This is a genomic window from Acinetobacter sp. RUH 2624 (assembly GCF_000162375.2).
Taxonomy (GTDB): Bacteria; Pseudomonadota; Gammaproteobacteria; order Pseudomonadales; family Moraxellaceae; genus Acinetobacter; species Acinetobacter nosocomialis.
In genome coordinates, this window is the sequence record NZ_KI391939.1 from 1,929,715 (window position 1) to 1,944,825 (window position 15,111).

Below are 15,111 nucleotides of genomic sequence, written 5' to 3' on the forward strand. Positions count from 1 at the left end.
ATCATTAAATATAAGAAAAACCCTGCCAAATGGCAGGGTTTTCAATTTCAAACTTATACGTAAGCTTTTAAAACTTCGTCTTTAGCCATTACGTTTTGTAATGATGCTAATACTTGAAGTGTGTTTTGGTTGTTTGTTGAATAGATTTCACCGAAGTTTGCTTTTGAAACTTTGAAGAAACGGTCTTTGTCTTGTGGTTTAATTTGCATTAACTCAGCAAGTACGTTCAGGCTTTCACCTTGGCCTACAGCCATATCACGCGCTAAAGCTTCTGCATTTTCATTTGTGAAGGTAACAACTTGAGCTGTTACTGTTCCGCCTTGACGGCAACCTAAAGTACCGAAAGTAATACCTAATAATTGGTTAGTAAAAATACCGTTTGTTGTTGCAGCAAGAATTTTAGGCACCACTCCTTTTTGGCCAGCCCATACTTGCGTACCCACACCACAACCTACATCGTTATCAGCCATAGCAACACTTGAACCAGCTGCTAACAAAGCAGCTAAAGCTAATTTTTTTAACATAGATGTATATCTCCAAAATCATTATTGATTGTTTCTTATGTATTGTTATGTGTAACTATTGTTACACCCTTCAAAGATAGCGATATGCTTATCATTTAGCAATTAAAAATTAAATAATATGATAAAAAGTAAAAAGGAAATTTTTATTTTAAATTCCAATTACCTTGATTATCTCGATGACCTAATATTTTAAGAACTAATACTAAACTTAGTAGTAATAATAAATACCATGAACCAAGTTTACCCCATCCCACCATATGCCAAGCATTAATCTGACTTGGATAAACCCAAATTTTATAAAATGTACTAATATTTTCAGCAACCCAAATTATGAATGCGAGTGTCACCAACACAGGGAGCATTGGAGTTTTAAACTTACGTTCATTTATTTGAAAATAAAGTGTAGTTTTCCAGAAAATATAAACACTAAAAGCAAATAAAATATAGCGAATATCTGGTATAAAAAATTTACTCATAAAATTAATATATGAGAAAAATGCGAGAAAAAGCATACTTCCAAAACTTGGAAGTTTTTCAAAAGAAACTTGAAATAAACGGATTGAGCGAGCAAAAAAGCTACCTACAGCCGAGTACATAAAGCCTGCAAATAAAGGCACAGTAATAATTTTAAACACAGCAGGCTGCGGATATTGCCATGAAGCAATGCCAGGGTGTGTCAAAAAGATTTCCATGACCATTGCCATGATATGAAATAAAGCAATGACCTTGGCTTCTTGCCAAGACTCAAGCTTTAAATACAACAGACAAATCTGAATAATGAGCGCATAGATGAGTAAATAATCATAACGATAAAAACCCATATATTCATGGCTTCCCATCGGCGCGGTTAAAGCAAAAGCAATTAAAAGCAAAATACCAAACAAGGCTGCCGAAACAGCCTTGCCAATAAATTGAAAGGTTAAAGAGAGATATTGCACAAAAAACTATCCTAGATATTTAGCACTATACTCATGTACTGTATCTACAAAGATTTTTGGCTGGGCCGGATCTACCCACTGGGTAATGCCATGGCCTAAGTTTGCAACATAGCCTGTCTTCTCACCATTTGCATAAGCATCATCTAGCATGGCTTTCACTGCTTTTTCAATTGAAGCCGCTGAACCATATAAAACAGCCGGATCAAGGTTTCCTTGTAAAGCAACACGGCCTGCTACAGTTGTACGAGCTGTATTTAATGGTGTGGTCCAGTCTAAACCTAATGCATCTGCACCTGTTGTAATCATTGGCTCTAGCCACTGACCACCACCTTTAGTGAATACGATGACAGGAATACGGCGTCCATCTTTTTCACGTTGCAGACCTGCAATAATCTTTTTCATATAGTTCAGCGAGAACTCTACATATTCACGGTGTGCTAAAGCCCCGCCCCAACTATCAAAGATTTGAATTGCTTGAGCGCCTGCATCAATCTGAGCATTTAAGTAGTCAATGACTGAATCTGCTAAATGGTCAAGCAACGCATGCAAAACTTCCGGCTGGGCATACATCATTTGCTTGGTAAAACGGAACTCTTTGCTTGAACCACCTTCAACCATATAAGTCGCCAGTGTCCAAGGGCTACCCGAAAAACCAATGAGTGGAACTTGTCCACCTAAAGCAGAGCGAATTGTGCTTACTGCGTTCATGACATAATCAAGATCAGATTTAGCATTTAACTTAGGTAAGTTTGCTACATCTTGTTCAGTACGTACCGTTTTATGAAACTTAGGGCCTTCGCCTGTTTCAAAATAAAGGCCTAGTCCTAACGCATCTGGAATCGTTAAAATATCTGAAAATAAAATTGCTGCGTCTAAATCGTAGCGACGCAAAGGTTGTAAAGTTACTTCACAAGCAAACTCTGTATTTTTGCATAAAGATAGAAAGTCACCAGCTTTTGAGCGTGTTTCCCGATATTCAGGCAAATAACGTCCTGCTTGGCGCATCATCCATATTGGAGTGGTATCTACAGGCTCACGTAATAAAGCACGTAAGAAACGATCATTTTTAAGTGTCGTCATTGCCGATCTCTATCTTTTTCATGTGGCAGCATCATATCAAAAAGGTGAATGTTTTTATAATTTCAATTTCATACAAAAAACTTGTCAATCTACTAAAAAATGCATATTTACACAAAAGTCTACTGCAAGAAGCTCGGTTTTCTGCAATACTTGCAACATGTTACATCGGGTTTATTGATCTTCCTTTAATGATTAAATTCACCAATACTTAAATACGCATACATTGCGTTATTGGTGATTTTATAAACTTTAGGATCAGTCTCCTTACCCTATTGCTTATATGAAAATTCTTAAGGTTGAATTACATGTTTGTTCGCTCATTACTCGCTATGAGTTTAAGTTGTATTATTGCTAATGTTGCTTTGGCTGCGTCAACAACTGAGCAACCAGTCACTCCTAAAAAAGTATCTGCTCCTGTAGAAGATCCGATTGATCCGCTTGCTGTAGATGCTGCTTCAACTGTTAAAGCCCAAACTCAAGCTCAAGCCCAGACACAGATTACAGCTCAAGAACAAAATGACTTAAATCGAGCGTCTACAACATTACAAAATTTACAAAAAGCTGAAGATCCAAATGCCGATTCAGGTATTGCGGCTTCAGAACCAACAGCGCCAGCTAAAACAACAACAGCATCTAAGACTGCTACTTCTGCTCCAGCCGTTTCATGGACATTAGATGGCTTAAACAATGCTGAGTGGTACGAAAATATTGGTAAAGGTCAATTACCAGTTTATGCACGTGCCCATGTCATGCTAAACAATGCGCATGCTTCACCGGGTGCAATTGATGGCATGAGCGGTAAAAACACGCTTAAAGCAATTGCATCTTTCCAGCAAATGAATGGTTTATCACCTACTGGTGAACTTACTAAAGAAACTTGGGATGCACTTGTTGCAAAACAGACAAAACCAGCATTTATTGAATACACCATTACTGATGCAGACCTCAAAGGTCCGTATGCTGAGTCAATTCCTTCTGACTATGCATTACAAGCCAAAATGAAAGGTTTGTATTACACTCGCGTGAGTGAAATGTTGGGCGAGAAGTTCCATATTGATGAAGGTTTCTTAAAGAAACTAAACCCAAAAGCAACCTTCAAAAAAGTTGGTGAGAAAATTATTGTTCCTAACGTACGCAATGACTTACCAGAAGACATTCATTTAATTATTGCGCATAAAGGTGCTAAACAGTTGTATCTGTTTAATAGCCGCAATCAAATGATTGCCTCATTTCCTGCAACAATTGGCAGTACTGATACGCCATCTCCGACCGGTACTTATAAGGTAGTTGGTGTTGCGCGTAACCCTTGGTATAGCTATTCACCTTCGAACTTCGTACAAGGTAAAAACTTAAAACCACTTTCTTTACCACCAGGTCCTAACGCTCCTGTAGGTAACATCTGGATTGGTTTAAGTAAAAAATCATTCGGTATTCACGGTACACCAAACCCGTCTTTAATTTCTAAAACTGCATCACACGGTTGTATCCGTTTAACAAACTGGGATGCTAACGATTTAGGTAATAAAGTACGTTCAGGTGTCACTGTTAAATTCTTAGAATAATCTTTTAAAAGAAAAAGCCTGCTTTATGCAGGCTTTTTTTATATCTAAAATTTAAAACGAAAATTTCTAGATGTCTTGATCATATTAAAAACGCAACAATATGTTGCATCTACTCTATTTTTAGCTTGTTTCTACAGGTTTAACATAGTCCTCAAGAGATCAATAATAATTTGAGGAGATCGAGTCATGAATGCTTATTTGCATCGTAGTGAAGATCGTGGTCATGTTAAAGCAGGTTGGTTAGAGTCTTACCATAGCTTTTCATTTGGTAACTGGTATAACCCTAAATATATGGGTGTAAGTGCATTACGCGTGATTAATGACGACCAAATTGATGCCCATAATGGTTTCGGCACTCACTCTCATGACAACATGGAAATTTTAACATGTATGCTCGATGGTGCAATTTCACACCGTGACACGATGGGAAATGAAGGCCAAATTAAGGCAGGTGAATGGCAACTTATGAGCGCTGGTACAGGCGTGGCTCATAGTGAAATTAATAACACTGATACACCCGTACATCTCTTACAAATATGGATTATTCCAGACGTAAAAGAAGCCGAGCCAAATTACCAACAAATTAGTTTGGACCCACGTAAAGATCCAAATAAATGGCATTTAATTGCAGGTCCCGATGCAAATGCCCCAATGCACATCCGCCAAAACGCAGAGGTCAAATCTGCTGTATTGGAAAAAGGAAATGAACTTCCTGTTGAAACATCAAAACGCGTAAATTACGTTCATGTCATTTCAGGTGTAATTCGTATTGGTGATCAAGAAGTTAAAGCGGGTGATGCTTTAGTGTTTGAAGATAACGCCGTGATTCATGCACTTGAAGACAGCCAATTCATTTGGTTTGATTTACCTTAAATAACTAAAAGCCCTTTTATATGAAAGGGCTTTTTTAATCGCTTCCTCCGCCCCCATCGCAACTCCCTGAGTCTGAAGAGGATGAACAATCATTTGAATAATTAGAGCTATGATGATGACTAGAACTATTATCGTGTAAATGATGTGTTGAAGATGAATAATCATGATCACTCGATGGTGAATAACTTTTTAAATTTCTGAGTAGCGCGATTAAACAGATCAGTCCAATACTCGAAAAAATGGCTATAAATATAATAAATAACTTCAAATAACGACCTCCTTGATTAGGCTATAGAGATACTTGTTGTGTCCCTATTCATTTATTTAAATGAGCTATGTTGAATAAACAAGTTGTTTTTTGATAGATAAGATAAATCTATTAAGTTTCTTTTACATACAAATAGGCACTCGCTCTTGATATACCTAAATGTTGTGCCACTGTCTCGACAGCCTTTTTAATATCTAACAAACCGTTATTTTTTAACTCATGTACTAATTGTTTACGCTCATTGAGTTTTAACATACGCGGTGTCGTAGCATGCTTTGAGGCAAATTGGTCAATATATCTTCGAATTGCCTCTGTACCATTCGGTTCTAAATTTTCAATAATGTTGTCAGTTTCAATTTTAGTAAACTGCTCTAAAGCGCTTTGCATCCCCCTAAATAGGGTTAAATCAATATTCATACATAAAGCGGCTACATACTGGCCTTCTTCATCTTTAATTCCAATAGACGTACTTTTGGCGGGCCGACCATCAGCAAACTGGTTTGCATAGTTTGAAATGAGGTTTGGAAACTCTGGAGACATGATTCTAGCCAGCCCTAACTCGGTTGCCGGATCTCCAATTTTTCGACCAGATAAATTGTTATGTATAGAGAGTATGGCATGCTCAGGATTTGTTAAGTCATGGACAACGACCTCACAAAAAGGAAATAGCGTTTCACTTAACCCCTTCGCGATGGTATCTAGTTGAGTGAGCAAATGTTTATCACGATTTCCCAAGGTATTTCCTCCAAATGACTTACTTACTATTTCAAACTTTAGAATGAAGCATGTAATAGTAATTTAGACTTTTTATCTAATTTTAAACTTAATGTAAATCAAAATCTTATATCTCATTGTTATCACATTAGAAAATAAAATTAGACATTTTATCTAAACATATATATTTTATCTAAACAAGGCTACTATCTTGTGTATACCTTGAGCAATACCAAATCTTGCATCCGAAAACATGAATAGAATTAGGTTTAATTATGAAAAATTTAACCCTTCCCACTTATGAAGATGTCGCAGCCGCTGCTGAACGTATAAAAGGTTTTGCAAATAAGACTCCTGTTTTAACTTCACGTACTGTTAATAATGAATTTAAAGCAGAAGTATTCTTTAAATGTGAGAATTTTCAGCGAGTTGGTGCTTTCAAATTTCGTGGTGCAATAAATGCGCTTTTACAATTCAATGAAGCTCAGAAAAAAGCTGGCGTGGTCGCTTTCTCTTCGGGAAATCATGCACAAGCGATTGCGCTCGCATCAAAAATTCTTGGTATTCCAGCAACAATCATCATGCCTAAAGATGCCCCTGCTGCAAAAATGGCAGCGACCCGAGAGTACGGCGGCAATATTGTTGAATTTGACCGTTATACCGAAGATCGGGAAAAAATTGGTAAAGAGATTGCCGAAAAAAATGGCCTGACACTCATTCCATCTTATGACCATCCGCATGTAATTGCTGGGCAAGGAACGGCTGCAAAAGAGTTATTTGAAGAAGTCGGCGAATTAGATTACCTGTTTGTATGTTTAGGTGGTGGCGGTTTATTGGCTGGTTCTGCCCTGTCTGCTCGCCAGCTTTCTCCGAACTGTAAAATATATGGCGTTGAGCCTGCTCTAGGAAATGATGGGCAAATGTCTTTTAGAAAAGGAGAAATTGTTCATATTGATACGCCGCAAACCATTGCCGATGGTGCTCAAACGCAATATTTAGGCAAATTAACATTCCCTATTATTCAACAAAAAGTTGATGATATTTTGACAGTCACAGATGAAGACCTCATTAGCTGTATGAAGTTTTTTGCTGAAAGAATGAAAATGGTCGTTGAACCGACAGGATGCCTCGGATTTGCTGCTGCGCGTAATTTAAAGCATGAGTTAAAAGGCAAACGTATAGGCATCATTATTAGTGGTGGCAACGTTGATATTTCTAAATATGTAGAGTTTTTATCTGCTTAATAAAAGTCGATGTCTATCTATGATGTTAGGTAAAGCTTCATAGATAGACTTCCAATCTGTATCAACTTTTCGATTTATTTCGTCTTAATTTAAATAAAATTTAGTGTTAAATCAGTCCTCGCAGAAAATATTCCAGCATCTTCTCTTTTTGAGTTGTCTTATCTGAACTTAAAAGCTGAATAATGGCGCCCTCAATCATATATAAAAAGAGTTTGGCATCGGTAAAAGAAGCATCGGTTTTAAGTAATCTAAGCTGACTATAAATTTCATTGGTCAGCCATGTTCTGTATCTCACCGCGGTTTTATAAGCTTTTGGATAACTATTTTTAGTTTCAAAAATAGCCTTAAATAATAAGTAGTACGGGCCTTCTAAGTCGGTATGTAGAACATACAACTTCTTGAGTTTATCGATTGTGCTTGTGTCATGGTCATACTCGATCAGTGCAACCACTTGGTCTTGGAGGCGTTCTTTTTGTACGATTAAACAGATTTCGATGAAGCGTTCTTTAGAGTGAAAATAGTTATAAAACGTCATTTTATTCACTTCGGTTTCTTTCACAATTTTGTCGACACCGACCATGTGAAACCCACCGTGATGGAACAGATTTATTCCTTTTTTTACAACTTCTAAAGCACGTGTTGGGAGAATAAAATTTGGCATAGTTTTACCGTTATAAAAATAAATTTTTGTTGTATATAAATGAGATAAAAAAAGCCTGTGCCCTTTCTAGGAGAAAAAAAGGCACAGCAAAGCCTATAAAGACTGTGCTTGGCACATCTCAAGTTTTATTGTTGATACAAGTTTTTGAGCCGTAATGACTGAAAGCCTGAAAACCCTAAAGGTCATCAAGCTGCTTTAAATTTTTAAGTGGTGTCGTTATAGCTTTTGGCAACGGCTGCCAAGAAATAATGGATGTGCAAAGCCAACTCCTTTTTATTGGGAGTTCTGCCAGACATTTATAGAATTATGGTGGCAGAACGGAAGAAGGTTGACAGACTAGTATTATCTCAAACTAGCACACCCGTAGGTGTCCCTCTCCCGTCCTACCGCTACGGGAAAGAGACGAGTGGCACACCACACAAGACTATTCCTCAGAAGGAAAACTCTGATGCGGGAGATAATATTCAGCCTGTCAAAGCCGGCTGGCAATGTGGCCAGCAGGCAAAGAATAGTGCCCAACCCTTTTGCAGTCAAGCACACAAAATGACATTTGCTTTAATTTAGATCATTAAAAAGTAAGAATAAATGATGGATAAGTGATTGTTAAATTAGGGTTTATAAAGGTGAGAAATTTTAGGTTTTTTCCTAGAAAATAGACAGATCTGTATATTTTTCTTTGTTATTATTCGCCCAATTCATGAGAATAACAAGGAATAATAATTTGGCGACACCCTATATCACCATAGGTTGCCCAACTACGGGCGGCGGCAAAGTAATTAGTGGAAATTCATTATTTCTCATTGATGGGAAAGCTGTAGCTTGCACAGGCGATAAAGCTACCTGCCCTACGCATAAATTAGTAGCCACTATTGTATCGGGTGATCCGTACATGAATATTTTTGGCAAACTGGCGGCACGTGTTGGTGACTCTCTGTCTTGTGGTTGTAAGCTACTTCCGCAACAGAATTTAGTTGTTCAGGATAATGGGGGTAATAATTCAACCTCCTCAAAAAGTAATACTGAGAGCTTATTACCTATTGAGAATTTTGGGCATAGATTTTTATTAAAAGATCAACTAACAGATGTACCACTGGCAGGTGTTTGCTATGAAATAATAAAAAATGGTGAAACGATACATGGCAAAACTGATAAACAAGGCTTCACTGAATTAATCACAAATACTAATAGTGAAGAAATAACAATTAATATTATTTATGAGGAACATACACATGGATAAAAATCCAGTGAAGCAATCGGCTAAAATCATTGTAGCAAATGCGAAAGCAAAACTTACTAAATTGAAAAATAACCAGCCTCACCCAACGACTGAAATAAAAATTGAAACTAAAAGAAAATTAACTTCTGGCGAAATTAAAATGTGCCAATTAGTTTTTAAGGATGCTATTGATTACTCAAAAGTATGGATTCATATCGGAGGATATATTCACAATGCGACAGGTAATGCGATGACACCTGCCGGTGAAATCATGCTTCCTAGATCAGAATATATGGCAACATCAGATTTTAGTAAGGCTTCTGGGGACAATCGTCATTGGTTTATTCATGAAATGGTTCATGTTTGGCAATATCAAATGGGGACACCAAATGGATGGTTAGGTTTGAAGCAGCTTTGTAAAGGCGGTTACACCTCAATGGTTACCTCCGTAGATTCTGGTGGTGAACTAAAAGCTTACGATACGGATATTTTGGGACGGGACTTTGGAAAGAAATTTAATGAATTCAACTTTGAACAACAAGGCCGTTTAATTGAATTTTGGTTTGATGCATGCTATTTACAAAATGTTGACCCTGAAAGAGTACATCATAGACAGAGTCTAAAACTTTTAGGATATGTAGAAAGAATTTTAAGGGATTTTATTCTCAACCCACATGACAAGACGTTATTACCAAGGTCTTAAAAATGATAAAGCAAAACTTAACTTTAATCTTTATTATCATAATAAGTATTACGATCAGTGCTTGTAGCCAAGGGCCACGTCCATTGGAAGCAGTTATCAAAAAAAATAACTTATGTGTATTTACGAACAATCCTAAAACTTATGCCAGTTTTGACAACTCTGTTCTAGTTTATTTGGGTAAGATTGACTATACAAAAGAGTTTAAAAGTACTTATAAAAAGTTGTATACAAAAGCTCCACTCCCAATAGAAGAAACTAATTGTGTGGCAATACCATTAGAAGTAATTGATAAGAATGTTCCTTATGAAATAGTTTTAGAAACTAATAAGAGTTTTCATGCCAGAATTTGTGTAATAGATAAAGGAAATCGCTTGGAAGTCAAACATATTGAAGCAGGTAAATCTGCATGTAATTAAATTTAAAAATGAAATAAAGCCCTAATTATTTAGGGCTTTTTTCTATATCTGCTATATCTATAAAAATACTTATTTAGATGGTAAATATATGCTTTGTATATACTGAAAATTGATTGCTCATAAAGAAAACAAATCTTTCAAATTAATCCAAAACAACCTATGTATAAGTAAAGCTTGAATGCTATATTCGGCCCATGACTTAGATCTATTTGCTTAAATGCTTAGGTGGGCTAACTTGCCAAAGCCATTTTATGAATAGCTTAATGACCTGCTTCTTGTCGTGATCATTTTTACAACTTAATCTCAATGGGGGCAGGTCGCCATCTCACCCACTATCCCGCTTCAATCTTCGCTTTTAATTTTAATCGGTTTAATTCCAAAAACAGGCATAAAAAAAGGGCTTACATGTTATTAAAACGATGTAAACCCTTTATAAATCTTGGTAGGTATATCCAGACTCGAACTGGAGACCTCTACGATGTCAACGTAGCGCTCTAACCAACTGAGCTATACACCTAGAATGGAAAGCATCATATTCATTTTTCAAAAGCAAAACAAGAGATTTGCCATTGAAAAAAATACAAATGAGCAGACTTTGAGCAAACTTTTTTCATTTCCCAAAAAGTAAAACGGTACATGGTTCAACCACATACCGTCTTTAGTTAACCAAATATCAAGCTCAACTTAACATGGGCATTTCTTCAAAGTACCACCTGCCGATGGATAACGCACATCAACACAATGTCGATAGAAAGTCTTTGCATCCATAGGTGTTAAATCTGGATGATGGGCTTTCATATGCTCCAAATATGTTTGATAGTCCGGCACACCAACCATCAGTCGGAAGCTTTGCTGTAAACGTTGCCACAAGGTTGCTATACGCGACCAGTTCTTTGGAGAAAGTAATAGCTCTTTTTGCGAGAGCACTGTCATTTTGATGATTTTCGCAATAATGACAGTTCCATTTTTTGCAAATTTAAAATTCATCTTTATTCTCCTCGAGTGGTAACCACTTCAGGATCGGCATATACCGCAGGCGCTTCATTTACAGTCGGTTTTGGACTCGCTAAAGCACGGCGAACAATACCAATTGAGGCAATAATCATGACAATCGAAACAATCATAAAGAAGCCACAAAGCGCAGCATTAATCTGATTCGACATCACAATGTTTTGCATCTCAGCAATAGTTTTGGCTGGTTTAATAATTTCACCATGAGCAATCGCGTCAGAGAACTTATGCGCTTGCGCCAAGAAACCAATTTTTGGGTTTTCGTGGAAAATCTTTTGCCAACCCGCAGTCATACAGGTCACGAACAAGAAAATAGTCGGAATAATCGTTACCCATACATATTTTTCTTTTTTCATTTTAAACAGAATGACTGTACCTAAAATGAGTGCCATAGAAGCCAGCATTTGGTTACCAACACCAAACAGAGGCCATAATGAGTTAACACCACCAAGTGGGTCAATTACACCTTGATAGACGAAGAAGCCCCATCCACCAACTGCAACCGCTGTACCAACCAAATTACCAAAGAATGAACCTGATGCTTTAACCGCAGGAATAACAATACCTACCGTGTCTTGCACCATGAAACGACAAGCGCGAGTACCGGCATCGACAGCAGTTAAAATAAACAATGCTTCAAACAAAATGGCAAAGTGATACCAAAATGCCATCATTTGGCGGCTATTAAAAATTTCAGAAATGATATGAGCCATACCAATAGCGAAGGTAGGTGCACCACCTGTACGTGAAAGAATCGAGCTTTCACCTACTTCTTGAGCCAACACGGTCAGCATTTCTGGGGTAACAACAAAACCTAAGTTACGTACAGCTTCTGCCGCAGTTTCTACAGTTGTACCGAGTACTGCCGCTGGCGCATTAATCGCAAAGTACACACCTGGGTCTAACACTGTCGCACAGATCATTGCCATGATCCCGACAAAAGACTCCATAAGCATACCGCCATAGCCAATCATGCGCATGTCAGCTTCGTTATCGACGAGTTTTGGTGTTGTACCACTAGAAACAAGCGCATGAAAACCAGAGATGGCACCACAAGCAATAGTAATAAATAGGAATGGGAATAAGCTACCTGAGAAAACTGGACCTGTACCATCAATGAAGTGGGTTACAGCCGGCATTTTCAATTCAGGTAATGCAATGATAATACCCACCGCCAAACCAAGAATCACCCCGATTTTGAGGAAGGTAGATAAATAATCACGCGGTGCTAATAACAACCAAACTGGCAATACCGATGCGATAAAACCATAAATGATGAGACACCAAGTGAGCTGTGTACCTGTTAAAGTGAAGAACTCACCCCAGTATGGGTCTGCTGCAACATGTCCACCATAGACAATTGCCAGCATCATTAAAACAAAGCCAATAATTGAAACTTCTGCAATACGTCCCGGACGGATAAAGCGCATATAAACGCCCATGAACAATGCAATTGGAATGGTTGCTGCAATACTAAAGACACCCCATGGACTATGTGCAAGTGCTTTCACAACAACTAAAGCCAAGACCGCAAGGATAATAATCATTACCCCGAGTGCACCGAGCATCACCACAACACCAGCAAAAGAACCAAGCTCCTGCTTTGCCATTTCACCAAGTGATCGGCCATCACGACGTGTTGAGATAAATAAAACTAAAAAGTCTTGTACTGCACCCGCCAACACAACACCGACCAATAACCAGATCGTTCCTGGTAAAAAGCCCATTTGTGCAGCCAGAATTGGTCCAACTAACGGTCCTGCCCCTGCAATTGCAGCAAAGTGGTGACCGAAAAGCACATATTTATTGGTGGGTACATAATCCAGACCATCGGCTAAACGATGAGCTGGGGTTAAACGTCTTGGGTTTAATTCAAATACTTTAGTTGCAATAAATAGACTATAAAATCGATATGCGATGCTATATACACATGCTGCAGCCAGTACAAGCCAAACCGCGTTAACATGTTCACCACGACTGAGTGCCAGCATCCCAAAAGAAATTGCACCTATAATTGCCACTAGGCTCCAGACCAGCTTGGAGGGAAGCGTAGATTTCGCTTGCATTGTGTCCATTCTTAACCTCTCAATAAATAACTACAGCATTTTTATATTGTTATGTACTGTTTCTCTTAATCCCTGTGACTCTACTCCTCCTTTTTCTTTTTTCCTCTTATACTTTCGCATAAAAAAAGGGATGATTTACATCATCCCTTCGATAATAGTTTATTTTTTAACTATTATGCACGCTCTAAATACTCACCAGTACGAGTATCTACACGAACGCTTTCTTCTTGCTGAACAAATAACGGAACACGAACAACCGCACCTGTTTCAAGCTTAGCTGGTTTACCGCCACCGCCAGATGTATCACCACGTACGCCCGGATCAGTTTCAACGATTTTTAATACAACGAAGTTCGGTGGGTTTACAGTTAAAGGTACGCCGTTGAACAACATAATTGTACATTTTTCATTTGAATCGTCTTTTAACCATTTAGCAGCATCGCCCATTGCAGTTTTGTCTGCAGCGATTTGCTCAAAAGTTACAGGATCCATGAAGTTCCACATTTCACCATCGTTATATAAGTAATCCATTTCAACTTCAACGATGTCAGCCGCTTCTAAAGAGTCACCTGATTTGAAAGTTTTTTCTAATACTTTGCCAGTTTTAAGGTTACGTAATTTTACACGGTTGAACGCTTGACCTTTACCTGGTTTTACATATTCGTTTTCCATGATAGAACATGGGTTACCATCAAGCATAACCTTAAGGCCAGCTTTGAAATCATTTGTAGAATAATAGGCCATGAAAGGCACACTCCAAACTTAACAAGTCAACTATGCGATATAATGCGTTGTTGCATTATCTTAATCGTGTCAAATGATAAACTATTTATACCAAGAGCAAAACTGGCAATCACAACTCAGTGACCTTATTACTGATCCTTCTGAACTGCTAAGCCTACTCGAGTTATCCTCAGATCAGCTATTATCAGGTGCGATTCTGGCTTCTGAAAAGTTTAAATTGCGTGTTCCTCGTGCGTTCGTCGGAAAAATGAACGCTAAAAACCCGCTTGACCCGCTTTTACTACAAGTATTACCTCATCATTTAGAGCTTGAAGAGCATCCTGAGTTTGTAACCGACCCTTTAGGTGAAGAAGCAGCCAATCAGTTACCGGGTGTTTTACATAAATATAAATCTCGTTTTTTACTGACCTTAACAGGCGCATGTGCTGTGCATTGTCGTTACTGTTTCCGCCGTCACTTTCCCTATCAGGAAAATCTGCCAAAAAATGATGATTGGCTCAATATTAAAAATTATATCGAAGCTAATCCCGATATTAATGAAGTGATTTTAAGTGGAGGCGACCCTCTTACACTTTCTAATCGTAAGCTTGCACTTTGGCTAGAACGCTTATCATCTCTCAAACAAGTTAAGATTTTGCGAATTCATTCACGAGTTCCAATTGTCATTCCAAATCGAATCGACGAAGAGCTTATTTCTTTATTAAAAAACAGTAGGCTGCGTATTATTCTGGTGGTACACTCAAACCATGCTTCTGAACTCGATGACTTTACTTGTTCAAAGTTGATGGAGTTATCTTCGCACCACATTACTGTACTAAATCAGGCTGTATTGCTAAAAGGTGTCAATGATTCTGCTCAAACTTTAACTGATTTAAGTTATCGTCTATTTGAAGCTCGCGTTATGCCATATTACTTACACGTATTAGATAAAGTAAAAGGCGCACAACATTTTGATTTAATGCCATCTGAAATAGATGCGATATATCAAGACGTGTTAGCGAGCCTACCTGGATATCTGGTTCCTAAACTCGTCAGGGAAATTGCGGGCGAAAAGAATAAAACACCGCTTTTTGGGGCTACAACTTTTTGAGT

16 protein-coding genes and 1 tRNA gene are annotated in these 15,111 nt (G+C 37.9%); 7 read left to right on the forward strand and 10 right to left on the reverse strand.

Features of this window, described 5'->3' with window-relative positions; all coding sequences use genetic code 11:
- Window positions 1-53: 53 nt before the first annotated feature.
- From HMPREF0014_RS15755 to hemE, 3 genes are all read right to left on the reverse strand, one after another.
- Window positions 54-524, reverse strand: a complete 471-nt coding sequence (locus HMPREF0014_RS15755) for a DUF3015 family protein (RefSeq protein ID WP_000914200.1) — start codon at window positions 522-524, stop codon at window positions 54-56.
- Window positions 525-667: 143 nt separating this feature from the next.
- Window positions 668-1,462, reverse strand: a complete 795-nt coding sequence (locus tag HMPREF0014_RS15760) for a DUF817 family protein (RefSeq protein ID WP_002052947.1) — start codon at window positions 1,460-1,462, stop codon at window positions 668-670.
- A gap of 6 nt (window positions 1,463-1,468) precedes the next feature.
- Entirely contained in the window at window positions 1,469-2,542 is a 1,074-nt protein-coding gene (hemE, locus tag HMPREF0014_RS15765) for a uroporphyrinogen decarboxylase (protein ID WP_002052969.1), read from the reverse strand.
- Window positions 2,543-2,847: 305 nt separating this feature from the next.
- On the opposite strand from hemE, the gene HMPREF0014_RS15770 reads away from it, so the two are divergent.
- Window positions 2,848-4,104: a L,D-transpeptidase gene (locus HMPREF0014_RS15770; protein ID WP_002052477.1), complete on the forward strand. Its 1,257-nt coding sequence runs from the start codon at window positions 2,848-2,850 to the stop codon at window positions 4,102-4,104.
- Window positions 4,105-4,290: 186 nt separating this feature from the next.
- On the forward strand, window positions 4,291-4,977 hold the full coding sequence (locus HMPREF0014_RS15775) for a pirin-like bicupin family protein (protein WP_004886091.1): 687 nt from the start codon (window positions 4,291-4,293) through the stop codon (window positions 4,975-4,977).
- 34 nt (window positions 4,978-5,011) lie between these two features.
- Here the strand turns inward: HMPREF0014_RS15775 and HMPREF0014_RS26465 are convergent, their stop codons facing one another.
- Entirely contained in the window at window positions 5,012-5,245 is a 234-nt protein-coding gene (locus tag HMPREF0014_RS26465; RefSeq protein WP_079377100.1) for a hypothetical protein, read from the reverse strand.
- Between the two features lie 111 nt (window positions 5,246-5,356).
- Window positions 5,357-5,980 (reverse strand): PAS domain-containing protein, encoded by a 624-nt coding sequence (locus HMPREF0014_RS15780; protein WP_002052706.1) that lies wholly within the window; start codon window positions 5,978-5,980, stop codon window positions 5,357-5,359.
- 254 nt (window positions 5,981-6,234) lie between these two features.
- On the opposite strand from HMPREF0014_RS15780, the gene HMPREF0014_RS15785 reads away from it, so the two are divergent.
- Complete coding sequence (locus tag HMPREF0014_RS15785) at window positions 6,235-7,203, forward strand: threo-3-hydroxy-L-aspartate ammonia-lyase (protein ID WP_004886089.1); 969 nt, start codon at window positions 6,235-6,237, stop codon at window positions 7,201-7,203.
- A gap of 106 nt (window positions 7,204-7,309) precedes the next feature.
- Here HMPREF0014_RS15785 and HMPREF0014_RS15790 read toward each other — a convergent pair whose 3' ends face one another.
- Window positions 7,310-7,864, reverse strand: coding sequence for a TetR/AcrR family transcriptional regulator (locus HMPREF0014_RS15790; protein WP_004886088.1), 555 nt, complete (start codon window positions 7,862-7,864; stop codon window positions 7,310-7,312).
- 721 nt (window positions 7,865-8,585) lie between these two features.
- On the opposite strand from HMPREF0014_RS15790, the gene HMPREF0014_RS15795 reads away from it, so the two are divergent.
- Genes HMPREF0014_RS15795 through HMPREF0014_RS15805 form a run of 3 tightly spaced genes read left to right on the forward strand, consistent with a single transcriptional unit; the run spans window position 8,586 to window position 10,199 of the window.
- Entirely contained in the window at window positions 8,586-9,101 is a 516-nt protein-coding gene (locus tag HMPREF0014_RS15795; RefSeq protein WP_006581856.1) for a PAAR domain-containing protein, read from the forward strand.
- Window positions 9,094-9,783, forward strand: a complete 690-nt coding sequence (locus tag HMPREF0014_RS15800; protein WP_004886079.1) for a hypothetical protein — start codon at window positions 9,094-9,096, stop codon at window positions 9,781-9,783. The genes HMPREF0014_RS15795 and HMPREF0014_RS15800 overlap by 8 nt, the downstream gene beginning before the upstream one ends.
- Window positions 9,784-9,785: 2 nt before the next feature.
- A complete protein-coding gene (locus HMPREF0014_RS15805; RefSeq protein WP_004886077.1) occupies window positions 9,786-10,199 on the forward strand; it encodes an NF045616 family extracytoplasmic (lipo)protein in 414 nt (137 codons plus the stop codon).
- Window positions 10,200-10,639: 440 nt separating this feature from the next.
- Here HMPREF0014_RS15805 and HMPREF0014_RS15810 read toward each other — a convergent pair.
- From HMPREF0014_RS15810 to efp, 4 genes are all read right to left on the reverse strand, one after another.
- Window positions 10,640-10,716 (reverse strand) — tRNA-Val (locus HMPREF0014_RS15810).
- 167 nt (window positions 10,717-10,883) lie between these two features.
- Window positions 10,884-11,186, reverse strand: coding sequence for a YbdD/YjiX family protein (locus HMPREF0014_RS15815; RefSeq protein ID WP_002052430.1), 303 nt, complete (start codon window positions 11,184-11,186; stop codon window positions 10,884-10,886).
- 2 nt (window positions 11,187-11,188) lie between these two features.
- Window positions 11,189-13,285, reverse strand: a complete 2,097-nt coding sequence (locus tag HMPREF0014_RS15820; protein ID WP_004886024.1) for a carbon starvation CstA family protein — start codon at window positions 13,283-13,285, stop codon at window positions 11,189-11,191.
- A 164-nt stretch (window positions 13,286-13,449) separates the two neighbouring features.
- A complete protein-coding gene (gene efp / locus HMPREF0014_RS15825) occupies window positions 13,450-14,019 on the reverse strand; it encodes an elongation factor P (protein ID WP_002052936.1) in 570 nt (189 codons plus the stop codon).
- A gap of 73 nt (window positions 14,020-14,092) precedes the next feature.
- Here efp and epmB point away from each other — a divergent pair, with 73 nt between their 5' ends.
- Complete coding sequence (epmB, locus tag HMPREF0014_RS15830; RefSeq protein ID WP_002052728.1) at window positions 14,093-15,109, forward strand: EF-P beta-lysylation protein EpmB; 1,017 nt, start codon at window positions 14,093-14,095, stop codon at window positions 15,107-15,109.
- Window positions 15,110-15,111 lie beyond the last annotated feature (2 nt).